Here is a 23,261-nt window from a genome sequence, read left to right on the forward strand (position 1 = left end):
AGGGTTCTCTAATCAGTTTGAGGCTTTGAGTGTGGCGGCCCGACTGCGGCGCGAAACCGGCAGCAGTTTGGCAATCGGTTCGGCGCTGGCGGTGTGCTGGCCGAAATTGGCGTTATAGGTGGCGATGATTTCGCCGGCGATGGAGATGGCGATTTCCACAGGCAACTTGCCTTTGACTTCGCCGATGCCCATCGGGCAGCGCATGCGTTGCACGACGCTGGCGTCGAAGCCACGGTCACGCAGGCGGTGTTCGAACTTGGCCCGTTTGGTCTTCGAGCCGATCAGGCCGAACCAGGTGAAGTCGTTGCGCTTGAGGATCGCGGCGGTGAGTTCCAGATCCAGTTGATGGTTGTGGGTCATGACGATGCAGTAGCTGCCGGCGGGCAGGTCGTCGATTTCATCCACAGGCTCCTCGGCGACGATCTTGCGCACGCCGTGGGGAATCTGTTCGGGAAATTCCTCTTCCCGGGAATCGATCCAGCGCACCCGGCAGGGCAGGCTGGCGAGCAGCGGCACCAGCGCGCGGCCGACATGACCGGCGCCGAACACGGCGATCTGTGCCTGCACCTGGCCCATCGGTTCGAACAGCAGCACCGTGGCGCCGCCGCAGCACTGGCCGAGGCTGGCACCGAGACTGAAGCGCTCCAGATGGGTGTCCTGCCTGCCGCTGGCGAGCATCTCGCGGGCGATCTGCATGGCTTTGTATTCCAGGTGCCCGCCACCAATGGTGTCGAACGTCTGGCGGGCGCTGACGACCATCTTCGAGCCGGCATTGCGCGGCGTCGAGCCGAGTTCTTCGATGATCGTCACCAGAACGCAGGGTTCGCCCTGGTTCTGCAGGTCGGCGAGGGCGTCGATCCAGTTGTACATATCTCACCTCTCAGATCGTTCCCACGTCGAGGCGTCGAACCGTCGCGTGGGAATGCATCACTGGACGCTCCGCGTCCGCTGTTCAGGATGCGACGCAGAGCGTCGCGGGCTGCATTCCCACGCAGAGCGTGGGAACGATCATCAAACAACCTCGGTTTCAGCTTCGACGGCTTTCACCGCCTTGAGCTGGCGCATCTGCTCGCAGCCCCACAACACCCGCTCCGGGGTCGCCGGCGCGTCGATCTTCGGCTGATGTTTGTAATCGCCAAGGCTGGCCACCGCATCCTTGATCGCACACCACGCGGCGATGCCGAGCATGAACGGCGGTTCACCCACAGCCTTGGAGTGGAACACCGTGTCTTCCGGGTTCTTGCGGTTTTCCACCAGCTTCACCCGCAGGTCCAGCGGCATGTCCGCCACGGCCGGGATCTTGTAACTGGCCGGGCCGTTGGTCATCAGCTTGCCCTTGTTGTTCCACACCAGTTCTTCCATGGTCAGCCAGCCCATGCCCTGAACGAAACCACCTTCGACCTGGCCGATGTCGATGGCCGGGTTCAGCGAGGCGCCGACGTCGTGGAGGATGTCGGTGCGCAGCATCTTGTACTCGCCGGTCAGGGTGTCGACGATCACTTCGCAGCACGCCGCGCCGAAGGCGAAGTAGTAGAACGGCCGGCCACGGGCCTGGCTGCGGTCGTAGTAGATTTTCGGGGTCTTGTAGAACCCGGTGCTCGACAGCGACACCTGATTGAAATACGCCAGCTGGATCAGCGCTTCGAAGGTCAGGATGTGGTCACGCACCCGTACGTGGCCGTTGTGGAATTCCACGTCTTCTTCGCTGACCTTGTAGTGCCGCGCGGCGAATTCGACCAGACGCCGCTTGATTGTCTCGGCAGCGTTCTGCGCCGCTTTGCCGTTCAGGTCGGCGCCACTGGAGGCCGCGGTCGGCGAGGTGTTCGGCACTTTGTCGGTGTTGGTCGCGGTAATCTGCACGCGGTCCATTTCCACCTGGAACACTTCGGCCACGACTTGCGCGACTTTGGTGTTCAGACCCTGGCCCATTTCCGTGCCGCCGTGGTTCAGGTGGATGCTGCCGTCGGTGTAGACGTGCACCAGCGCACCGGCCTGATTGAGGAAGCTGGCAGTGAAGGAAATGCCGAACTTCACCGGGGTCAGCGCCAGGCCTTTTTTCAGGATCGGGCTGTTGGCGTTGTAGCGACGGATCGCTTCGCGGCGCTCGGCGTACTGGCTGCTTTCTTCCAGTTCGGCGGTCATCTCTTCGAGCATGTTGTGCTCGACGGTCTGGTAGTAATGGGTGACGTTGCGCTCGGTCTTGCCGTAATAGTTGGCCTTGCGCACGGCCAGCGGATCGAGGTTCAGGTGACGGGCAATGGCGTCCATCACTTCTTCGATCGCGACCATCCCTTGCGGCCCGCCGAAACCACGGTACGCGGTGTTCGACGCGGTGTTGGTCTTGCAGCGGTGACCGTTGATGGTCGCATCGCCCAGGTAATACGAGTTGTCCGAGTGGAACATCGCCCGGTCGACAATCGAGGCCGACAGATCAGGCGAGCAGCCGCAGTTACCGGCCAGATCCATCGCGATGCCGTGCAGGCGCCCGTTGCTGTCGAAACCGACGTCGTACTCGACGTAGAAAGGGTGACGCTTGCCGGTCATCAGCATGTCTTCGACACGCGGCAGGCGCATCTTGGTCGGCTGGCCGGTGAGGTGCGCGATCACCGCGCACAGGCACGCCGGGCTCGCGGCCTGGGTTTCCTTGCCGCCGAATCCACCGCCCATGCGGCGCATGTCCACCACGATCTTGTTCATCGACACGTCGAGGACTTCAGCCACCAGTTTCTGCACTTCGGTGGGGTTCTGGGTCGAGCAGTAGACGATCATGCCGCCGTCTTCGGTCGGCATCACCGAGGAGATCTGGGTCTCCAGATAGAAGTGTTCCTGACCGCCGATGTGCAGCGTGCCTTGAATGCGATGTTCGGCCGTGGCCAGAGCCGTGGTCGAATCGCCGCGCTGATGGGTGTGGCTGTCGAGCACGAAGTGGCGTTTGCGCAGGGCTTCGACCACGTCCAGCACCGGTTCCAGATCTTCGTATTCGATGATCGCGGCCATGGCGGCCTTGCGTGCGGTTTCCAGATCCTTGGCGGCCACGGCCAGCACTGGCTGACCGACGAACTGCACGTCATCGATGGCCAGCAGCGGATCGCCCGGCAGCAGCGGGCCGATGTCTTTCAAGCCCGGTACGTCTTCATGGGTGATGGCGATGCGCACGCCTTCAAAGGCGTAGCAGGGCTGGGTGTCGATGCTGATGATTTTCGCGTGGGCGCGATCCGACAGCCGCGCGTAAACGTGTAATTGGTTGGGGAATTCCAGGCGGTCATCGATGTATTGCGCTTCACCGGACACATGTTTGGCGGCGCTGTCGTGCTTGACGCTGCGGCCGACGCCGGTGGTCAGGTCTTTGGCGAACAGTTCAGCCAGTTCAGCTTGCGTTTTCTCTACGCCGTGATGGTTAGACATAAGCGGTCACCCGAGTCTCGATGTGCGGTGTTTGCAGTTCGATGAAGTATTTGCGCAGCAGGTTCTGCGCGCTGAGCAGGCGGTATTCCTTGCTGGCGCGGAAGTCAGAGAGCGGGGTGAAATCCTCGCCCAGCGCGGTGCAGGCGCGTTCGACCACTGCGTTGTTGAACGGCTGGCCGAGCAGCACCGCTTCGCAATGAGCGGCGCGTTTCGGGATCGCGGCCATGCCGCCGAAGGCGACGCGGGCGTCGGTGATCACGCCGTTCTCGACGCGCAGGTTGAACGCGGCGCAGACGGCAGAGATGTCGTCGTCCAGACGCTTGGAGATTTTGTAGGCGCGGAAGCGCTGCTCGGCCGTGGCGCGCGGGACGATGATTTTCTCGATGAACTCGCTTTCCTGACGCGCGGTGACCCGGTAATCGATGAAGTAATCCTCGAGGGCCAGCGTGCGGCGGGTCTCGCCCTTGCACAGCACAATCTGCGCGCCGAGGGCGATCAGCAGGGGCGGCGAGTCACCGATCGGCGAGGCGTTGCCGATGTTGCCGCCCAAAGTGCCCTGGTTGCGGATCTGCAGGGAGGCGAAGCGGTGCAACAGCTCGCCGAAGTCCGGGTACTCGGCGTTCAACGCTTCGTAGCAGTCGGAGAGGGCGGTGGCGGCGCCGATTTCGATGCGATCCTCGAAGTGCTCGATGCGTTTCATTTCGGCGACGTTGCCGACGTAGATCATCACCGGCAACGTGCGGTGGAACTGCGTGACTTCCAGCGCCAGATCGGTGCCGCCGGCCAGCAGGCGGGCTTGTGGATAAGCGTCGTAAAGATCGGCCAGGTCGGCGACGGTCAGCGGCACCAGGCAGCGTTTGTCGCCGCTGTTGAGTTCGCCGATCGACGTCGGGGCAATGGCTTTGAGGCGGGCGATGGTTTCCGCTTCACGGGCGTCGAACTGATCCGGTTGCTTGGCGCAGCAGGATTGTTCGGCGGCGGCCAGGATCGGTCGGTAGCCGGTGCAGCGGCAAAGGTTGCCGGCCAGCGCTTCGTGGGCCTTGGCCTGATCCGGTGCATCGCTGTTCTTTTGCAGGGCGAACAGCGACATCACGAAACCGGGGGTGCAGAAACCGCACTGCGAACCGTGGCACTCGACCATGGCTTTCTGCACGCTGTGCAGTTCGCCCTTGTGCTTGAGGTCTTCGACGCTGATCAATTGTTTGCCGTGCAGCGACGACACGAACGTCAGGCACGAGTTGAGGCTGCGATAGCGAATGTGTTCGCGGCCATCGTCATCCGTCTGCAACTCGCCGACCACCACCGTACACGCGCCGCAGTCACCGCTGGCGCAGCCTTCTTTGGTGCCGGATTTACCCACGTGTTCGCGCAGGTAGTTGAGCACGGTCAGGTTCGGGTCCAGGGCGTGCTCGCTACGGAGTTCCTGGTTAAGTAAAAACTGGATCACGGAAGGCCTCGCAGACTCATTATTGTTGTTGAGCGACTTGAGCCGAATTTAGCAGGTCTGACTTTTCGGTCAATGGTTTTCTGACTTAAAGGTCAGGAAAAGCCGTTTTGTCGCTCAACCACGTGTCTCTTCAGTATTGACCCTCATTGGATCAAGCGCTTTTTTGCGGGAATCGTGCCAAAAACCGCTGTGCGGGCACTCCGCCATGACCGCGCATTGCGCTACACTGCGCCGCTTGTGCAGATCGAAGAGTTTGAAGGACAACCATGACGTTCAAGGCGCCGGACAGCCTCGCCGAGCAAATCGCTCACCACCTCGCCGAACGGATCATTCGCGGCGAAATGAAGCCGGGAGAGCGCATCCAGGAACAGAAGGTCACGCTGGCGCTGAACGTCAGCCGCGGCTCGGTCCGCGAAGCCTTGCTGATCCTCGAGCGCCGTCACCTGATCGCGATCCTGCCGCGCCGCGGCGCGCACGTCACTGAGCTGACGGCGCACAAGGTGCAGAGCCTGTGCACGCTGATGAGCGAGCTGTACATCCTGCTCGGCAACGCCGTGGCCAATGGCTGGCAGACCCAGGCCGACATGGCGCCGTTCGTGCAGATCCAGCAGCGCCTGACCGCCAGCTACGAGCGTCAGGACATCCGCACCTTCGTCGACGACAGCTTCAACGTCATGCGCGCCGCGTACCCGTTCGCCAACAACCCGTACCTGCAGGAAACCGTCGAGAACCTGCAACCGGCCATGAGCCGTGCGTACTTCCTCGCGCTGGAGCAGCGCAAGGCCGAGATGAGCGAGTTCCTCGACCTGTTCGAACGCCTGCTCGCCGCCGTCCTCGCCCGTGACCTGCCGCAGATTCGCATCGTGCTGACGGCTTACGCCCAGCGCAGCTGCGATCTGGTGGTGTCCGCCCTGACGGTTGCCTGACCTTGCGGCTCAAGTGCATCAAGCTGGCGGGGTTCAAATCCTTCGTCGACCCGACCACGGTGAACTTCCCCAGCAACATGGCGGCAGTCGTCGGGCCGAACGGTTGCGGCAAGTCGAACATCATCGACGCCGTGCGCTGGGTGATGGGCGAAAGCTCGGCGAAAAACCTGCGCGGCGAGTCGATGACCGACGTCATCTTCAACGGCTCGACCAGTCGCAAACCGGTGAGCCAGGCGAGCATCGAACTGGTGTTCGACAACTCCGACGGCACGCTGCTGGGCGAGTGGGCGGCCTACGCGGAAATTTCGATCCGCCGCAAAGTGACCCGCGACAGCCAGACGACTTATTACCTCAACGGCGCCAAATGCCGTCGTCGCGACATCACCGACATTTTCCTCGGCACCGGCCTCGGCCCGCGCAGTTACTCGATCATCGAGCAGGGGATGATCTCCAAGCTGATCGAGTCCAAACCGGAAGACCTGCGTAACTTCATCGAAGAAGCCGCCGGCATCTCCAAGTACAAGGAGCGCCGGCGCGAGACCGAAAACCGCATCCGCCGCACCCACGAAAACCTTGCCCGTCTGACCGACCTGCGCGAAGAGCTCGAGCGCCAGCTCGAACGCCTGCACCGTCAGGCCGAAGCCGCCAAGAAGTATCAGGAATACAAGGCCGAAGAACGCCAGCTCAAGGCGCAATTGTCGGCCCTGCGCTGGCAGGATCTGAACGATCAGGTCAGCCAGCGTGAATCGATCATCGGCAACCAGGAAATCAGCTTCGAAGCGCTGGTCGCCGAGCAGCGCAACGCCGACGCCGCCATTGAACGCCTGCGCGACGGTCACCATGACCTGTCCGAGCGCTTCAATCTGGTGCAGGGGCGCTTCTATTCGGTCGGCGGCGACATCGCCCGGGTCGAGCAGAGCATCCAGCATGGTCAGCAACGCTTGCGCCAGTTGCAGGACGATCTGAAAGAAGCCGAGCGCGCACGCCTCGAAACCGAATCGCACCTGGGCCACGACCGCACCTTGCTGCTGACCCTCGGCGAAGAACTCGATCAACTGACTCCCGAGCAGGAAATCACCAACGCCGCCGCCGAAGAAGCCGCCGCTGCGCTGGAAGATTCCGAAGCCGTGATGCACGGCTGGCAGGAGCAGTGGGACGCCTTCAACCTGACCGCCGCTGAACCCCGTCGCCAGGCCGAAGTGCAGCAGTCGCGCATCCAGCAGCTGGAATCCAGCATGGAGCGTTTGGCCGATCGGCAAAAGCGCCTGGGCGAAGAGCGGGCGCTGCTGTCGGCCGATCCGGAAGATGCGGCGATCATGGAGCTCAGCGAGCAGCTCGCCGAGTCCGAAGCCACCCTTGAAGATTTGCAGACCAGCGAAGAAGCCCAGGTCGAAAAACTTGAGCAACTGCGCCAGGAATTGCAGCAGGCGTTGACTGCGCAGCAACAGGCGCAGGGCGATTTGCAGCGCCTCAATGGTCGCCTCGCATCGCTGGAGGCCTTGCAGCAGGCCGCGCTCGATCCGGGCACCGGCACTGCCGAATGGCTGAAGGAACACAACCTCGCCGAGCGCCCGCGTCTGGCCGAAGGCCTGAAGGTCGAGGCCGGTTGGGAGCTGGCGGTGGAAACCGTGCTCGGCGCCGACCTGCAAGCGGTGCTGGTGGATGATTTCGACGGCTTGGATCTGTCCGGTTTTGCCCAAGGCGATCTGCGATTGCTCAGCCCCGGCAATGACGGTGTGCGCGTGGCCGGCAGTCTGCTGGACAAGGTCGAGGCGCAGGTCGATCTGTCGCCGTGGCTCGGGCAGGTCAAACCGGTCGACAGCCTTGAACAGGCGCTGGCCCTGCGCGGCCAACTGGCTGCCGGGCAGAGCCTGATCAGCCGCGACGGGTACTGGATCGGCCGGCATTTCCTGCGGGTGCGCCGCGCCAGCGAAGCCGAAAGCGGCATGCTCGCGCGCGGCCAGGAAATTGAATCGTTGCATGCCGAACGCGAAGAGCGCGAAGCCACGGTCGAGGCTATGGAAACCCGTTTGCAGACCCTGCGCGCGCAACAGCGTCAGCAGGAAAACGGCCGCGAACATTTGCGTCGTTTGCTGCAAGACGAAGCCCGTCAGCAAGGCGAGTTGAAAGCTCAACTGTCCGCCGGCAAGGCCAAGGCCGAGCAGTTGAACCTGCGTCGCACCCGCCTCGACGAAGAGCTGGTCGAGCTCGCCGAGCAGCGCGAGCTGGAACACGAAAACATCGGCGAAGCGCGGATCCTGTTGCAGGAGGCCCTCGACGCCATGGCCCTCGATACCGAGCAGCGCGAATTGCTGCTGGCTCAACGTGACAGCCTGCGCGAGCGGCTGGATCGGGTGCGTCAGGAAGCCCGCCAGCACAAGGACCACGCGCATCAATTGGCCGTGCGCCTCGGCTCGCTGCGGGCCCAGCATGATTCGACTCGCCAGGCCCTTGAGCGTCTGGAAATGCAGGCCGAGCGCCTCACTGAAAAACGTGAACAGCTCAGCCTGAATCTGGAGGAGGGCGAGGCGCCGCTGGAAGAATTGCGCCTCAAACTCGAAGAATTGCTCGACAAGCGCATGAGCGTCGACGACGAACTCAAGACTGCGCAGATTGCTTTGGAAGACGCCGATCGCGAACTGCGCGATGCAGAAAAACGCCGGACCCAGGCCGAGCAGCAATCGCAATTGATCCGTGGCCAGCTCGAACAGCAACGCATGGAATGGCAAGCCCTGACCGTGCGCCGCAAGGCCCTGCAGGATCAATTGCTGGAAGACGGCTACGATCTGCACGGCGTGCTCAACACCTTGACTGCCGAGGCCAGCGAGAAGGCTGCCGAAGAAGAACTTGAACGCATCGCCGCGCGGATTCAGCGCCTGGGCGCGATCAACCTCGCGGCGATCGACGAATACCAGCAACAATCCGAGCGTAAACGTTATCTGGATGCCCAGGACGCCGATCTTGTGGAGGCGCTGGAGACTCTGGAAAACGTCATCCGAAAGATCGACAAGGAAACCCGTAACCGTTTCAAAGATACCTTTGATCAGATCAATGGCGGTTTACAGGCACTTTTCCCAAAAGTTTTCGGTGGCGGGCGGGCGTATTTGGAACTGACGGGCGAAGATCTACTCGATACAGGGGTGACGATCATGGCGCAGCCGCCCGGGAAGAAGAACAGCACCATCCATTTGCTCTCCGGCGGCGAGAAAGCCCTGACCGCACTGGCACTGGTTTTTGCGATCTTCAAATTGAATCCGGCGCCGTTCTGCATGCTCGATGAAGTTGACGCACCACTGGATGACGCTAACGTTGGACGCTACGCACGATTGGTCAAAGAGATGTCGCAGACCGTGCAGTTCATCTATATCACCCACAACAAGATCGCCATGGAAATGGCTGACCAGTTGATGGGGGTGACGATGCATGAGCCGGGTTGTTCGCGACTGGTAGCCGTGGATGTCGAGGAGGCGATGGCGATGGTGGACGCCTAGCGGCGCAGCTTCGAGCGATAAGCTGCGAGCTGTAAGAGAAGAGCTTGTAGCTCGCAACTTGCAGCTGAGCTGCGCAAAGCTGACGACAGGTGGGCTATTTGAATGAAAGTGGCAATTCGACACAATTTGCGCGGCGATTTCGACAGACGGTGTAAAGTTGTCTTTGGTCGTGCTAGTTTAATGTCAATTTTTCGTATACGTGGGCAAAACGCCTGTCAGAACATAGAGTTGGCGCCACGTTTTAAAGCGGTTTGCACAGTGTAAACCCCTTATTTTTCAGCATTTTTTATAGAGGCACGGGATTACATGGAAATCGGTCTGCGCGAGTGGCTGATCGTCATCGGCATCATTGTGATAGCCGGTATTCTTTTCGATGGCTGGCGCCGTATGCGCGGCGGCAAGGGAAAACTGAAATTCCGTCTTGACCGAAGTCTGTCCAACCTGCCCGACGAGGACACCAGCGCCGAGCTGTTGGGCCCGGCCCGCGTGCTGGATACCCATAAAGAGCCGCAACTGGACGAGCACGATCTGCCATCGGTGAGCATGCCGGCTCGCGAGCCTCGCGAATCCGGTTCCAAGCGCGGCAAGCGTGGCAGCAGCGGTCCGGCCCAGGGCGACCTGAATCTCGATCTGGACCTGGACGGCGGCCCGAGCATCAGCAGCCGCGACGATGATTTTGTCGAACCTGCCGCCAAGTCTTCGCCGGCAGTGGCCGACAAGGATCAGCCGCAGGCAGAAGAAGTGCTGGTGATCAGCGTGATCTGCCGCGACCCGGCCGGCTTCAAGGGCCCGGCACTGCTGCAGAACATTCTGGAAAGCGGTCTGCGTTTCGGCGAGATGGATATTTTCCACCGTCACGAAAGCATGGCCGGCAACGGCGAAGTGCTGTTCTCCATGGCCAACGCGGTCAAGCCGGGCATCTTCGATCTGGACGACATCGACCATTTCAGCACCCCGGCGGTGAGCTTCTTCCTCGGCCTGCCAGGCCCGCGTCATCCGAAGCAGGCCTTCGACGTGATGGTCGCGGCAGCCCGCAAGCTGTCCCAGGAACTGAACGGCGAATTGAAAGATGACCAGCGCAGCGTCCTGACCGCGCAGACCATCGAGCACTACCGTCAGCGCATCGTCGAATTCGAACGCCGCGCCCTGACCCAGAAGCGTTGATTGAAAAGGTTGCCTCGCGATAAAGAGGCAATCGGCAAAATAGATTGAGCAGCCTCGGCTGCTCTTTTGCTTTATGAGAGAACATCCATGACTGCCGCCAAAGACCGCATTCTAGAGCTGCGCGCTGAACTCGATCAGCACAACTACCGTTACCACGTCCTCGATGAGCCGAGCATTCCGGATGCCGAGTACGACCGGTTGTTCCACGAGCTCAAGGCGCTGGAAGCGGCCAACCCGGAACTGATCACCAGCGACTCGCCGACCCAGCGCGTTGGCAGCGTCGCGCTGACCGCGTTCACCCAGGTGCGTCACGAAGTGCCGATGCTCAGCCTCGGCAACGCCTTCGAAGAAACCGACATGCGCGAGTTCGACCGTCGGGTGACCGAGGGTCTGGATCTGCCGGCCGGCGATCTGTTCGGCGGTGGCGCGGCGGTGGAATACAGCTGCGAGCCGAAACTCGATGGTCTGGCGGTCAGTCTGCTGTATCAGGATGGCGTGCTGGTACGCGGTGCCACGCGCGGCGATGGCACCACCGGCGAAGACATCAGCGTCAACGTGCGCACGGTGCGCAACATCCCCCTGAAACTGCACGGCACGGGCTGGCCCGCGACCCTGGAAGTGCGCGGCGAAGTGTTCATGTCCAAGGCCGGTTTCGAACGCCTCAACGCCTCGCAACTGGAAGTCGGCGGCAAGACCTTCGCCAACCCGCGCAACGCCGCCGCCGGCAGCCTGCGTCAGCTGGATTCGAAGATCACCGCCAACCGCCCGCTGGAATTCTGCTGCTATGGCATCGGTCAGGTCTCTCACGATATTTCCGACACCCACATCGGCAACCTCAAGCAACTGCAAGCCTGGGGCATGCCGATCAGCCACGAATTGAAACTGGCCAAGGGCATTGGAGAATGTCTGGATTACTACCGCGATATCGGCGAACGCCGCAACTCGCTGGCCTATGAAATCGACGGTGTGGTGTTCAAGGTCAACAGCATTGCCGATCAGCGCGAACTGGGCTTCCGCGCCCGCGAACCACGTTGGGCCATCGCCCACAAATTCCCGGCCATGGAAGAACTCACCGAACTGCTCGACGTGGAATTCCAGGTCGGCCGCACCGGCGCCGTCACACCCGTGGCGCGCTTGAAGCCGGTCAAGGTGGCCGGCGTTACCGTGGCCAATGCCACGCTGCACAACATGGACGAAGTCGCCCGGTTGGGCCTGATGATCGGCGACACGGTGATCATTCGCCGCGCCGGTGACGTGATCCCGCAAGTGGTGCAGGTTGTCACCGAGCGTCGTCCCGAAGACGCGCGGCCGGTGCAGCTTCCCGAGAGTTGCCCGGTTTGTGGTTCCCATGTCGAACGCACGCAACTGGTCAAACGCAGCAAGGGCAAGGAAACCATCAGCGAAGGCGCGGTGTATCGCTGCGTCGGCCGACTGGCCTGTGGTGCACAGCTCAAGCAGGCGATCATTCACTTCGTCTCCCGTCGCGCGATGGACATCGAAGGTCTTGGCGACAAGAGCGTCGAGCAGTTGGTGGACGAAGGTCTGGTCAGTTCGCCGGCCGATCTTTACGCCCTGAAGTTCGATGACATCGTCGACCTCGAAGGCTTTGCCGAAGTGTCGAGCAACAAGTTGCTGACCGCTATCGAAGACAGCAAGAAGCCGGGGCTGGCGCGGTTCATCTATGCGCTGGGCATTCCGGATGTCGGCGAGGAGACGGCCAAGGTGCTGGCGCGTTCGCTGGGGTCGCTGGAGCGCGTCCAGCAAGCCTTGCCGCAGGTGCTGACGTACCTGCCGGACATCGGTCTGGAAGTGGCGCACGAGATCCACAGCTTTTTTGAAGATGCGCACAACCAGCAGGTGATCGCCGAGTTGCTGGGCCACGGTCTGGAAATTCAGGATCAGGGCGAGCTGGGCGCCGAGTTTGCCGCCAGCACCACGCTGGGTGGCTTCCTCGACAAGCTGCACATTCCTTCGGTGGGGCCGGGCGGGGCGCAGAAGCTGGCTGACAAGTTCGAAACGCTGGAAGGGGTGATGAACGCGGACTGGCTGGACATGCGCCAGGCACTGCCGGAGAAGCAGGCCAACTCGGTTCGCGAGTTTTTTGCCTTGCCCGAGCATCGTCAACTGGCTGAAGCGGCCGAAAAGCAACTGCGCGATTTCGGCATGCACTGGCAGAGCGAAAAGAAAGTCGTCGAAGGCTTGCCGCTGGCTGGCGAAACTTGGGTGCTGACTGGCAAGGTCGAGCTGATGAGCCGCGATGTCGCCAAAGAACACCTGGAAAGCCTCGGCGCCAAGGTCGCCGGTTCCGTGTCAGCCAAGACTCACTGCGTGGTCGCTGGGCCGGGCGCCGGGTCGAAACTGACCAAGGCCAACGAGCTGGGTGTGAAGGTGATGGACGAAGAGGCTTTTATCGCGTTCCTGAAAGGGCACGGTATCAGCGCCTGATGATCGTTCCCACGCTCCGCGTGGGAATGCCGCCCCGGACGCTCCGCGTCCGCTGTGACGCAGAGCGTCACGGTATGCATTCCCACGCAGAGCGTGGGAACGATCTTTGGGCGGGAATGATCTAGTCTTGGCAAGCCCAAGGGAGAGATCGCCATGTACCGCTTTTTCGAGCAGCTCAGTTCCCGCATCGTCGCGCCGTTGATGGGCGAATCCTCGCGCAACAGCAAAGTCTGGCCGTGCCGTTGCGGCCAGTCGCTGTTCTTTCGCAACAGCCAGTGCCTGGCCTGCAACGCGGCGCTGGGTTATCAACCGGAACACAGCCGGCTGACCTCGCTGCAACCGGGGCCGCAAGAGGGCACCTGGACGCTGGACGTCGATCCCGACGCCGGGCTGTTCCGGCGCTGCGCCAACCTCGACACCCCGGCCGCCTGCAACTGGCTGCTGCCCGCCAACGATCACGACAGTCTGTGTGCGGCCTGCGCTCTGAATCGCACCATTCCCGATCTGTCCGTCCCGGAAAACCCCGAACGCTGGCGCAAGGTGGAAATCGCCAAGCGGCGACTGGTCGCGCAACTGATCAGCCTTGGACTGCCGGTCATCCCGAAAACGCTCGACGAAGCCACCGGCCTGGCCTTCGATTTCATCGGCGTCGATCTGCAAGGCAACGCGCCGATGACCGGCCACGCCAACGGCCTGATCACCCTCGACATCGCAGAAGCCGACGACGCCCACCGCGAGCGCGTCCGGGCGCAGATGCACGAACCTTATCGCACGCTGCTCGGGCACTTTCGCCATGAGGTCGGGCATTACTACTGGGATCGCCTGATCGACAACGGCCCGTGGCTCGGTTCCTTCCGCAACCTGTTCGGCGACGAACGCGCCAGTTATGCCGAGGCGCTGGAGCGGCATTATCAACAGGGCGCGCCGGCGGACTGGTCGCAGCATTACGTCAGCGCCTACGCCACCATGCACCCGTGGGAAGACTGGGCGGAAACCTGGGCGCATTACCTGCACATGATGGACGCGGTGGACACGGCGCTGGGTTTCGGCATGAGCGCCCGGGAGATGGACCTCGACTACCAGCCATTTCCGTCGAGCACGCTGTACGACCCCGAACATCCCGGCGGCGCGGCGTTCCTGTCGTTCGTCAACGCGTGGATCGAACTGGCCGGCATGCTCAACGAACTGTCACGCAGCATGGGTCAGCCGGATTTCTATCCCTTCGTCCTGCCGCCGGCGGCAATCGCCAAGCTGCACTTCATTCATCTGGTGATCCAGCAAGAGGGCGGTCGGGCGGACGAGGTGCTTCAGGCGCAATAGCAAGTGCTTGAAGCCCTTCATATTTTTAATCTGCAACGAGCAGTTGTAACTTCGTCTCAGATAGGTACAATGGCGCGGCTCGCCGACAGGCGAGTGTCGTTATGGTGACCCTATCGGTCCCCCCGCAACGATTACCCGTGAACCTGGTCAGAGCCGGAAGGCAGCAGCCACAGCGGGAACATTGTGTGCCGGGGTGTGGCTGGTAGGGTTACCACCTTAACGAACATCGAACGAATCAACACCGAACTGCATGGGTTTCGCCCACTGCGGTTTTTTTATGCCTGCGATTTGGTGGAGCACGCAAATTCTTCCTGTGGGATCCCGTCTCGCAATGCCGCCATATTTAATGAAATGGCTTTCCTGTCCTGCACGTGCTTTTAACCATCGCAGATGAAGGCTGTCATACTCCGTTACCCAGCATTGAAAACTAGTCTAAGTGGGTGAAATGGATAACTCGACCCAAGCAAAAATTCGGGACTGGCAGCTACGCCGCCTAGAGATCAAGGAGCAGATGCAATTGCATCCTGAAAAGACCCTTGAGCTTTCGAGGGTGCTCGATCTCATGGACGAAGAGCATGCTGCAATTCTAAGTGGTGCAGCCGCTAGCAAACGCGTGGATGAATCTCAGCAAGACATATCTCTCGATCCGATAGTGAATTCCCGGCCTTCAGTTCACATGGTTGCGGAGAAATGTGATCTGCAGTTGCGCGTGACTGCCGAGAGTCCCGAAAATTTGCTCAGGCTGCTCGATATGGCGGCTTGTGAGTTGAAGGGGAAAATCGGTGCCGAAGGAGCCAGCGTAGGGAAGGGGGGGGGCAGATATCCCGGAGAAATGTCGGGCACTTTCGGGGGCTATCGCTTTGAGCTTCGAATCAATGACGAGGTCAGCCATGAGTGATTCGAAATGGATGGCAAAGGAAAACTTGGCAGAACACTTGGCGCCACTCCTTGACCATTTTGAGGTGAAGTGGCGCGGGCATGGGGTTATCTATGTCGACCATCAGGATGGAAATATCCAGATCGCCGAAAGGATCCTTTACCGCTTGAGCACCACTCTGGGTGTGCCGATTGGAGAGGTACGATCCAGATTGGTCGAATTGGGTTGGCTCAATGATGTTCGCCATGTCACGCCGATCCGAAATGAAATAGTTCGGGTATTTGAAGATAGTGATCTCTGGTCAGTCGATGATCCAGAGGAGGATGATCCCGAAATGAATGAAGATCATGGTTGGGATTGAGCTTGTGAGGTTCCCTGCCTTAGCTAAGAGGACTTATGCACCCGGAACATTTTGATTTATCCAGTCCTGCGTTTCTGCCCATTACAGAAGAAGTGTGTGCGAGCTTGCTTCTGGCAAATGGCGCAAAAAATCTCGACGTCCTAAGCGATCCGGAACTGGCGGCGGTGCTGGTCATTCAAAATTTGGCACAGGCAGGCGAAAAAGACCTGAATGCTGTCGCGGCGGAGAAGATTCTGGTCAAGCTTATTGCGTGGGCTGTTGATTCTCGTAGCTTGGGAGGCGCAGGTTTGCTGCCCGAAGCGCAACGGTTATTCAACAATGATAAGTTGACCCGCGGCCTGAAAGCTCTCAAGCGTTTGAATCTTCGTTTCCTCCTGGCTGATGAAGTGTCGGCGCAGGAATACCTGATGTCTGATGGCAAATGGGATGTTGGGTACAAAATCCGCCACCATAAGGCCCACAACCCATTCAGCCAGCAGATGGTCACGCCTAAGCACCGTGAGCGTTGGTTGAGCGCTGCGCAAGACAAGTTGGTCAGAACCTTTCGTGCAAATCTGGATGAGGATCTACATGTTCAAGGTTACGCGGGAATTGGAAAGAGCCACCTGCTAAGCGTCCTGATGGACTGTTTGCAACCTGGTGCGGCTTTGGTGTTGGCGCGCACAAAGGCAAAGCTGGAAACGCTGCGCAAGCGCATTGGAAGCGCAGGTAAGGGGACTTCTTGCGCCACCTTCGAAACCTTTGCACGGAAGTTGTTGCATGAGTTTGCGCCCAGAGCTGCACAGGTTTCGCTCAGAGGGCCGAGCAAGGATGCTCTTTCGCGGGAATTGAATATCCTCGGTTTCCAGTCTCGCAATGGTCCGGCCACCCTTGATATCTGCCTCAAGGTGATTGAGCTCTACTGCGGCTCTACGGATCACACGCTGTCGGCCAAACACTTCCCTCATTTCAAGCGCGCCTTGTCTACCCTGGATGCCAAAGTGCTTCTCGAGTATTCGAGCCGGCTTTGGGTCTATCTCTCAGCGAATCCGACATGGGTCGCTCAAGCAGACCTCGAAGCTTTATTGATGATAAAACGGGCGAGTTTGGCAGGATGTGCGGTGCCTGCCCGATATACGCATATTCTGATTGACGAGAGTCAGGACATCCCCGCGTCGCTTTTACAGATCATTGATCGTGGGCGTCAGGTACTGATAACTCTGGGGGATGAGTATCAGCATGCCAATCGTGACGTAGTCAAAAGAAAGCGTGAGGTTCGGCAAAGTGACGTCTGTTACTCCGTACGCTCAGGCCGCAATGTTGAGCGTTTGGTCAATCCGTTGATCTCCCTTCATACAGAGAAGAGCAAGATTCCATTCGAAGGTGCTCGTGACGCTGACGTCGGTATAGAAATCTACTCGCCAGGTTTTGTTCCACCTGAAGGTTGTGTAGTACTGACGGCATCGCCCTGGGATACGGTGAGATGGGCGATCTCCTTGCACGATGCCAATTGCGCGTTTAGCTTTTCGGATGGCGCAGAGGATGACCTCAAGCGTTTCATGACTACCGCTATCGCATTGTTTAAACCTGATTTTTACAGTATCGACGCCATCCCGAATGGTGCACATCGGTATTTCAGTGATATGACTGATTGGCAGCAAGTGTGCGACGCCAACCAATTTGACTTGTCGTTTCTATGGGTCAAAGGCGAACTGGAGAAAGGCTTCAAGATTGCCGATCTGACTCGTTTGAACAGAATGATCGGTCGTTCTGAAAAATGCTGCATGTTGATGCTTGCAGAAAGCACGGGGGGCATGGAGTTTGATGAGGTTTTCTTAACTCCTGAGCTGCTCACCAAAGAGCGATTCAAGGATGCCTATGAGTTCGATCGGCGGATTTGCGCTGTTTACATTGCAATTTCTCGTGCAAAAGTGAAGCTTTACGTTCCGATGGATGTCGTTGAATGGGTGGACGAACACCAAGGCAGAACGCAGAAATTCCGTGAGTCGCATGGATATTGATGGGCTTCATTTAAAAACAGTGTTCGTAGCATACAAGTTGGAGCGATTTAGGCGGCCATCCATTGCGGTTTGTGCTTGCGATTTTTCGCTCTGCTAGCTTCCATCCTGCATGGACAGAGTGTGGTGCACTAGTAGTATTCGCGCGGTTGTCGCAGCATCTGGGTGCTCAATACGATTGGCTGCTATCCTCAAGAGCATCCACATAAATCACAAGGAAGTGCGCAATGGAGCCAGTTCTGGATTCCCTAAAGCCAACTGGCAAATGGATGATCATAGATTGCGTGCAAAGCGCAGGTATCGATATTCAAGCGTGGAGCTTCAGAAGAAAAGATGGACAGCCCGTAGCCCTACCTCAATCAAATGGTGGGTACTGCTACGAATGGTCTTTTCGAAGTGAAAATGGTGACGTATTACTTTTATGCGTTTGGTTCGAGGAAATGGAGCTCGATAGTCGTGGGCGAATCTGTTTTGTTGGAAACCTGAGGAGCTATGCCGACACGCTGATACGGCAACTTGAAAAAGACATAAGGAATAGAAACCGTACAATCAAGGATCCGCGCATCACGCGGGCACAGCATTTCAGTTCTACCGTTGAACTTGCGTACGTGAATGAAAAAAATGTTCGGGTAGTTATAGTCTCTGGACCTGTTCGCGAAAAAGAAGAAGGCGAAGCAGAGCATGATCGTGCAGTCGGGCGGGAGCTGGATGATCAAGCATGGTTCGTAGAGTCGTTTGACAGTGCTACAGGAGCCTTCGTTTTGGTTCGTGGCGAGCGAGATCAGCCAAACATTATCTGTAGAAATACTGGAGCTGAAGAATTTCTTGATGGGGCTGATATATCTGCTGATGGAAGAGTCGTCGATCAGTTTCTCGTTGAGGGGCGCGTTGATAGCTATGTTTATGGGGGAGTGAAGCGTTTTCGTGATCCGAGCGTTCGCCGTAGAGTATTAGCACGATCTGGAGGCATCTGTGAGCTAACGAAAGTTGCCGGCTTTAAGATGGCAAATGGTGGTGTTTATTTAGAAACTCATCACATTATCCCGCTTTCAGAGGGTGGTCCTGATACGGTTGATAACGTGATAGCAATAACTGCGGATGCCCATCGCCAGCTCCATTACGGTGTTGAAAGGGATGAGCTGAAGGCGCGCTGTTTGGAAATCGTTGCAAATTGGAGCAGCCGTTAGTGCAGGCAGTTTTAAGACGCTGCAACCTCCGCGAAAGCTCACACTCTCCAAAATGTTATGGGCTGATCTCGGAGCTCCCGGTATACAACCGAATGATGTCATCAATCTCCCCCGACATTTTCATCCGCAGCAACGTCCTCAATATCTGCTGCACCGGCACGTTCGGATCATTGCGTACATAGCAGCCGACCTTCTGCTCCTGCAACACCGCCACCGCTTGCAGTTGTTGCCCCGGCAGCAGGCGCTGGTTGAACCAGTCCAGGGTCCATTGATTGCTCACCGCGTAGCGGTAGCGGCCGGCCAGCAGTTTGTCGAGCACCTGCTCCTGATTGCGTGCGTCTTCGCGCCAGAGTCGATCGGCGTCGAATATCGGTTGCAGCGTGGGGTAGCTGTAGCCGAGCACGGTGCCGATCGACTGGCGGGGCAGGTGGGCCGGATCTGCGCTGGTTGGTTGGTCCTGACGGCTGATCAGCAGGTCGCGCTGGAAGAACAGCGGGAGGCTCCAGATGTAATCGCCGGACAGGTTCGGCAACCAGGATTGTGCGGCATAGCAGCGCACGTCGACTTCGCCGTGTTCCATGGCGTTCTGCACCCGGGCGCGGGGCAGGACGTGAAATTGTGCTGGCACGCCGACTTGGGTCGCCAGGCTGAGCATCATGTCGTAGAGGATGCCCTGGGTCGGGCGGCCGCGTTCGATCTGCACCATCGGCATCGCCCAGCTGTCGGCAACGGCGAAGCGCAGTGGCGGTTGCGACGCCATCGCGCTCAGGCTGATTCCCAGTATTGCCCCCACGGCCCACCGCATAAACGCTCCGGTAATTCCCGATCCCGAACCGATAAAAGCCCCTGCCCATGCAGCTTAGCCAGAATAGACGAGCACACCGGATGCAATTTTGCCCTTGCTCCGCTAGCATTAGCCGCTTCTGCTTCCTTTGCCGCGACGGTTTTCGATGAGTTATCAGGTTCTTGCACGTAAATGGCGTCCGCGCTCGTTCCGCGAAATGGTCGGCCAGACCCATGTGCTCAAGGCTCTGATCAATGCCTTGGACAGCCAGCGCCTGCACCACGCCTACCTCTTCACGGGTACGCGGGGCGTCGGCAAGACCACGATTGCGCGGATCATCGCCAAATGCCTGAACTGTGAAACAGGTATCACTTCAAGCCCGTGTGGCGAGTGTTCGGTGTGCCGTGAGATCGATGAAGGCCGTTTCGTCGACCTGATCGAAATCGACGCCGCGAGCCGGACCAAGGTCGAGGACACCCGCGAGCTGCTCGACAACGTGCAGTACGCCCCGAGCCGCGGGCGCTTCAAGGTCTACCTGATCGACGAAGTGCACATGCTCTCCAGCCATTCCTTCAATGCGCTGCTGAAAACCCTCGAAGAGCCGCCGCCCTACGTCAAGTTCATCCTGGCGACCACCGACCCGCAGAAACTTCCGGCAACGATTTTGTCGCGATGCCTGCAGTTCTCCCTGAAGAACATGACGCCTGAGCGGGTGGTCGAGCATCTGACCCACGTTCTGGGCGCCGAAAACGTACCGTTTGAAGACGACGCACTGTGGCTGCTCGGCCGCGCGGCCGACGGTTCGATGCGTGACGCCATGAGCCTGACCGACCAGGCCATCGCCTTCGGTGAAGGCAAGGTGCTGGCCGCCGACGTGCGGGCTATGCTCGGTACGCTGGATCACGGCCAGGTCTACGACGTGCTGCACGCGCTGATCGAAGGCGACGCCAAGGCGTTGCTCGAAGCCGTGCGCCACCTGGCCGAACAGGGGCCGGACTGGAACGGCGTGCTCTCGGAAATTCTCAACGTGCTGCACCGCGTCGCCATCGCCCAGGCCTTGCCGGAAGGTGTCGACAACGGTCATGGCGACCGTGACCGGGTGCTGGCACTGGCGCAGGCGTTGCCGGCCGAAGACGTGCAGTTCTATTACCAGATGGGCCTGATCGGTCGCCGCGACTTGCCGCTGGCGCCGGACCCGCGAGGCGGCTTCGAAATGGTCCTGCTGCGGATGCTGGCCTTCCGGCCGGCGGACACGGCGGACGCCCCGAGGCAACCGCTAAAGCCAGTGGGGATCAGCCAGGCCACAGTTGATTCCGCAAACTCAGTGGCTGCCGCGCCTAAACCTGCGCCGGTAGTTGCTGCGGCTGTTGCACCCACACCCGCGCCAGCACTGGTGGTTGCGCCTGCTCCCGAGCCTGCTCCCGAGCCTGCACCGGTTGCCCAGGTGATTGTGCCGGAACCCGTTCCTGAGCCAGAGCCAGAGCCGGTTGCTGTTGAGGAAGTTGTCGATCTGCCGTGGAATGACCCGGTAGAACCGGCGCCTGTGCAGCAGCCAGCGGTGGAGCCCGTTCTGGAAACCACCGCCGAACAACCCGATTTGCCGCCAATGCCACTGCCGACTCCGGACAGCGTCGTGCCGGACGCCCCAGAGTGGGCCGCCGCGCCGATCCCCGAGCCGTCAGTAGCCGACGTCGATGCCGCCACACCGGGCATGGACATGGACGACGAGCCGCCGCTCGACGAGGATTACATCGAGCCGGACATGGATTCGGCCTACAGTTACCTCGACGATCTGGCCAGCGAACACGCCGCAGAACCGACTCCCGAACCCGAGCCGGAACCTGCCGCCGCGCCGGCCACCGGTCTGGCCCTGCAATGGCTGGAACTGTTCCCGAAACTGCCGATCTCCGGCATGACCGGCAGCATCGCCGCCAACTGCACGCTGATCGCGGTCGACGGCGACAACTGGCTGATGCACCTGGACCCGGCCCACAGCGCCTTGTTCAACGCCACCCAGCAGCGTCGCCTGAACGATGCGCTGAACCAGTTCCACGGACGCACGCTGACCCTGACCATCGAGCTGATCAAGCCCGAACAGGAAACCCCGGCCCAGGCCGCGTCCCGGCGCCGTGCCAACCGTCAGCGCGAGGCTGAAGAATCGATCCACGGCGATCCGTTCATCCAGCAGATGGTCCAGCAGTTCGGCGCGGTCGTGCGACACGATACTATTGAACCTGTCGACGCCCTGGTCAGTCAGGGCTAATAACTGAGGGCGTCCGGCCTGTATGGCCGGGCGCTGTTTTGATCCAAGTACTTTTGAGGTGATTCCCATGATGAAAGGTGGCATGGCCGGCCTGATGAAGCAGGCGCAGCAGATGCAGGAAAAAATGGCCAAGATGCAGGAAGAACTGGCCAATGCCGAAGTTACCGGCAAGGCCGGCGGCGATCTGGTCACCGTGGTGATGACCGGTCGTCATGACGTGAAGAAAGTCAGCATCGACCCGAGCGTACTGCCGGGCCTGGACGAAGACGACCGCGAAGTGGTCGAGGATCTGGTGGCTGCAGCCGTCAACGCCGCCGTGCGTCAGATCGAAGCCAACAGCCAGGCCAAAATGGGCAGCATGACCGCTGGCATGAACCTGCCGGCCGGTATGAAACTGCCGTTCTGATTCGCCTTTGCGGGTTGGATGAGCTACAAAAAATGCCAGGCATCGCGCCTGGCATTTTTGTTTCCGGCTGACGAAACATCGAACGCGCAATAGCTGCAACGGTCTGCTCCCTATACCGCCGAATTCATCATTCAAAGGAGACGCTGACATGTCCGACCCTCTGACCCTCAATCAACGCTTCGTGCTTGCCTCGCGGCCGGTAGGTGCGCCAACGCCCGAGAACTTCCGTCTGGAGCGCGAGGCGCTGCCGGACCTTGAAGACGGCCAGGTGTTGCTCAAAACCCTGTACCTGTCGCTTGATCCCTACATGCGCGGGCGCATGAGTGACGCGCCGTCCTACGCGGCGCCGGTACAAATCGACGAAGTGATGACCGGCGGCGCTGTCAGCCGGGTCGAGCAGTCGCGTCATCCGAAATTCCACGCCGGCGATCTGGTGGTTGGTGCCACCGGCTGGCAAAGCCACAGCATCAGCGATGGCCGCAACATCATCCCGATCCCGTCCGGCCTGCCGAGTCCGTCAATGGCGCTTGGCGTGCTGGGCATGCCGGGCATGACCGCCTACATGGGATTGATGGACATCGGTCAGCCTAAAGAAGGGGAGACCCTGGTGGTCGCCGCCGCTTCCGGCGCAGTGGGTTCGGTGGTCGGCCAGGTTGCCAAGATCAAAGGCCTGCGCGCCGTCGGCGTGGCCGGTGGTGCCGAGAAGTGCAAATACGTGGTCGAGGAACTGGGCTTCGACGCCTGTATCGATCACAAGGCGCCGGATTTCGCCGAACAACTGGCCAAGGCCTGCCCCAATGGCATCGACATCTATTATGAAAACGTCGGCGGTCACGTCTTCGATGCCGTCGTGCCGCTCCTCAATCCCAAGGCGCGGGTCCCGTTGTGTGGCCTGATTGCTGGCTACAACGCTTCGGAAGCGCCGAAAGGCCCGGATCGCCTGCCCATGTTGCAACGCACCTTGCTGACCAAACGGGTACGGATTCAGGGTTTCATCGTGTTCGACGACTACGGCGACCGTCAGCCGGAATTCATCAGCGCGATGGTGCCGTGGGTGCGCGATGGCAAGGTGAAATTCCGCGAGGACGTGGTCGAGGGCCTGGAGCAGGCGCCTGAGGCGTTTATCGGGCTGCTGGAGGGGCGCAACTTCGGCAAACTGGTGGTGAAGGTCGCCCAGGACTGAGGATT

The 23,261-nt window shown here is 59.9% G+C and carries 16 protein-coding genes and 1 other RNA gene; 13 read left to right on the forward strand and 4 right to left on the reverse strand.

Going from position 1 to position 23,261, the window contains the following annotated elements; genetic code table 11:
* Positions 1 to 12: 12 nt before the first annotated feature.
* The 3 genes from xdhC to xdhA form a co-directional block, all read right to left on the reverse strand.
* Complete coding sequence (gene xdhC, locus ACEN93_RS26180; protein WP_414882519.1) at positions 13 to 870, reverse strand: xanthine dehydrogenase accessory protein XdhC; 858 nt, start codon at positions 868 to 870, stop codon at positions 13 to 15.
* A gap of 141 nt (positions 871 to 1,011) precedes the next feature.
* Complete coding sequence (gene xdhB / locus ACEN93_RS26185; protein WP_074687630.1) at positions 1,012 to 3,405, reverse strand: xanthine dehydrogenase molybdopterin binding subunit; 2,394 nt, start codon at positions 3,403 to 3,405, stop codon at positions 1,012 to 1,014.
* Positions 3,398 to 4,852 (reverse strand): xanthine dehydrogenase small subunit, encoded by a 1,455-nt coding sequence (gene xdhA / locus ACEN93_RS26190; RefSeq protein WP_495610680.1) that lies wholly within the window; start codon positions 4,850 to 4,852, stop codon positions 3,398 to 3,400. The genes xdhB and xdhA overlap by 8 nt, the downstream gene beginning before the upstream one ends.
* A gap of 266 nt (positions 4,853 to 5,118) precedes the next feature.
* On the opposite strand from xdhA, the gene ACEN93_RS26195 reads away from it, so the two are divergent.
* The 10 genes from ACEN93_RS26195 to ACEN93_RS26240 all read left to right on the forward strand — a co-directional run bounded on the left by ACEN93_RS26195 (position 5,119) and on the right by ACEN93_RS26240 (position 18,620).
* The gene (locus ACEN93_RS26195) at positions 5,119 to 5,778 is read left to right on the forward strand and encodes a GntR family transcriptional regulator (RefSeq protein WP_039770022.1); all 660 of its coding nucleotides are present in this window, start codon (positions 5,119 to 5,121) and stop codon (positions 5,776 to 5,778) included.
* Positions 5,779 to 5,780: 2 nt separating this feature from the next.
* Positions 5,781 to 9,269 carry a chromosome segregation protein SMC gene (gene smc, locus ACEN93_RS26200; RefSeq protein WP_074687632.1) on the forward strand — a complete coding sequence of 1,163 codons (3,489 nt, stop codon included), beginning with the start codon at positions 5,781 to 5,783 and terminating at the stop codon, positions 9,267 to 9,269.
* 306 nt (positions 9,270 to 9,575) lie between these two features.
* Positions 9,576 to 10,433, forward strand: a complete 858-nt coding sequence (zipA, locus tag ACEN93_RS26205; protein ID WP_074687633.1) for a cell division protein ZipA — start codon at positions 9,576 to 9,578, stop codon at positions 10,431 to 10,433.
* An 87-nt stretch (positions 10,434 to 10,520) separates the two neighbouring features.
* Positions 10,521 to 12,878, forward strand: a complete 2,358-nt coding sequence (gene ligA, locus ACEN93_RS26210; protein WP_495610681.1) for an NAD-dependent DNA ligase LigA — start codon at positions 10,521 to 10,523, stop codon at positions 12,876 to 12,878.
* A 153-nt stretch (positions 12,879 to 13,031) separates the two neighbouring features.
* Positions 13,032 to 14,198 carry a zinc-binding metallopeptidase family protein gene (locus tag ACEN93_RS26215; RefSeq protein WP_085667907.1) on the forward strand — a complete coding sequence of 389 codons (1,167 nt, stop codon included), beginning with the start codon at positions 13,032 to 13,034 and terminating at the stop codon, positions 14,196 to 14,198.
* A 111-nt stretch (positions 14,199 to 14,309) separates the two neighbouring features.
* Positions 14,310 to 14,406, forward strand: an RNA gene (gene ffs / locus ACEN93_RS26220) — signal recognition particle sRNA small type.
* 237 nt (positions 14,407 to 14,643) lie between these two features.
* Positions 14,644 to 15,096, forward strand: coding sequence for a hypothetical protein (locus tag ACEN93_RS26225; RefSeq protein ID WP_495610682.1), 453 nt, complete (start codon positions 14,644 to 14,646; stop codon positions 15,094 to 15,096).
* Positions 15,089 to 15,436 (forward strand): hypothetical protein, encoded by a 348-nt coding sequence (locus ACEN93_RS26230; RefSeq protein WP_375746301.1) that lies wholly within the window; start codon positions 15,089 to 15,091, stop codon positions 15,434 to 15,436. Before ACEN93_RS26225 ends, ACEN93_RS26230 begins: the two co-directional genes overlap by 8 nt.
* Positions 15,437 to 15,471: 35 nt before the next feature.
* Entirely contained in the window at positions 15,472 to 17,436 is a 1,965-nt protein-coding gene (locus tag ACEN93_RS26235) for a hypothetical protein (protein WP_495610683.1), read from the forward strand.
* A gap of 224 nt (positions 17,437 to 17,660) precedes the next feature.
* Positions 17,661 to 18,620, forward strand: coding sequence for an HNH endonuclease (locus ACEN93_RS26240; protein WP_495610684.1), 960 nt, complete (start codon positions 17,661 to 17,663; stop codon positions 18,618 to 18,620).
* Positions 18,621 to 18,675: 55 nt separating this feature from the next.
* On the opposite strand, the gene ACEN93_RS26245 is transcribed toward ACEN93_RS26240, so the two are convergent.
* Positions 18,676 to 19,425 carry a substrate-binding periplasmic protein gene (locus tag ACEN93_RS26245; RefSeq protein ID WP_495610685.1) on the reverse strand — a complete coding sequence of 250 codons (750 nt, stop codon included), beginning with the start codon at positions 19,423 to 19,425 and terminating at the stop codon, positions 18,676 to 18,678.
* A gap of 145 nt (positions 19,426 to 19,570) precedes the next feature.
* Here ACEN93_RS26245 and dnaX point away from each other — a divergent pair, with 145 nt between their 5' ends.
* The 3 genes from dnaX (at position 19,571) to curA (ending at position 23,256) form a co-directional block, all read left to right on the forward strand.
* On the forward strand, positions 19,571 to 21,667 hold the full coding sequence (dnaX, locus tag ACEN93_RS26250) for a DNA polymerase III subunit gamma/tau (RefSeq protein WP_495610686.1): 2,097 nt from the start codon (positions 19,571 to 19,573) through the stop codon (positions 21,665 to 21,667).
* Between the two features lie 67 nt (positions 21,668 to 21,734).
* Entirely contained in the window at positions 21,735 to 22,073 is a 339-nt protein-coding gene (locus tag ACEN93_RS26255) for a YbaB/EbfC family nucleoid-associated protein (protein ID WP_007951650.1), read from the forward strand.
* 148 nt (positions 22,074 to 22,221) lie between these two features.
* Positions 22,222 to 23,256 (forward strand): NADPH-dependent curcumin/dihydrocurcumin reductase, encoded by a 1,035-nt coding sequence (gene curA, locus ACEN93_RS26260; protein ID WP_414882514.1) that lies wholly within the window; start codon positions 22,222 to 22,224, stop codon positions 23,254 to 23,256.
* Positions 23,257 to 23,261: the final 5 nt, after the last annotated feature.

The sequence above is a fragment of the Pseudomonas sp. Pseusp21 genome (assembly GCF_059492145.1).

Coding starts and splice junctions, on each gene's coding strand:
- ACEN93_RS26215 (WP_085667907.1), top strand. CDS start 13,032: ATGTACCGCTTTTTCGAGCAGCTCAGTTCCCGCATCGTCGCGCCGTTG.
- zipA (WP_074687633.1), top strand. CDS start 9,576: ATGGAAATCGGTCTGCGCGAGTGGCTGATCGTCATCGGCATCATTGTG.
- ACEN93_RS26195 (WP_039770022.1), top strand. CDS start 5,119: ATGACGTTCAAGGCGCCGGACAGCCTCGCCGAGCAAATCGCTCACCAC.
- ligA (WP_495610681.1), top strand. CDS start 10,521: ATGACTGCCGCCAAAGACCGCATTCTAGAGCTGCGCGCTGAACTCGAT.
- ACEN93_RS26245 (WP_495610685.1), bottom strand. CDS start 19,425: ATGCGGTGGGCCGTGGGGGCAATACTGGGAATCAGCCTGAGCGCGATG.
- xdhB (WP_074687630.1), bottom strand. CDS start 3,405: ATGTCTAACCATCACGGCGTAGAGAAAACGCAAGCTGAACTGGCTGAA.
- ACEN93_RS26255 (WP_007951650.1), top strand. CDS start 21,735: ATGATGAAAGGTGGCATGGCCGGCCTGATGAAGCAGGCGCAGCAGATG.
- ACEN93_RS26240 (WP_495610684.1), top strand. CDS start 17,661: ATGGAGCCAGTTCTGGATTCCCTAAAGCCAACTGGCAAATGGATGATC.
- curA (WP_414882514.1), top strand. CDS start 22,222: ATGTCCGACCCTCTGACCCTCAATCAACGCTTCGTGCTTGCCTCGCGG.
- xdhC (WP_414882519.1), bottom strand. CDS start 870: ATGTACAACTGGATCGACGCCCTCGCCGACCTGCAGAACCAGGGCGAA.
- ACEN93_RS26225 (WP_495610682.1), top strand. CDS start 14,644: ATGGATAACTCGACCCAAGCAAAAATTCGGGACTGGCAGCTACGCCGC.
- ACEN93_RS26235 (WP_495610683.1), top strand. CDS start 15,472: ATGCACCCGGAACATTTTGATTTATCCAGTCCTGCGTTTCTGCCCATT.
- ACEN93_RS26230 (WP_375746301.1), top strand. CDS start 15,089: ATGAGTGATTCGAAATGGATGGCAAAGGAAAACTTGGCAGAACACTTG.
- dnaX (WP_495610686.1), top strand. CDS start 19,571: ATGAGTTATCAGGTTCTTGCACGTAAATGGCGTCCGCGCTCGTTCCGC.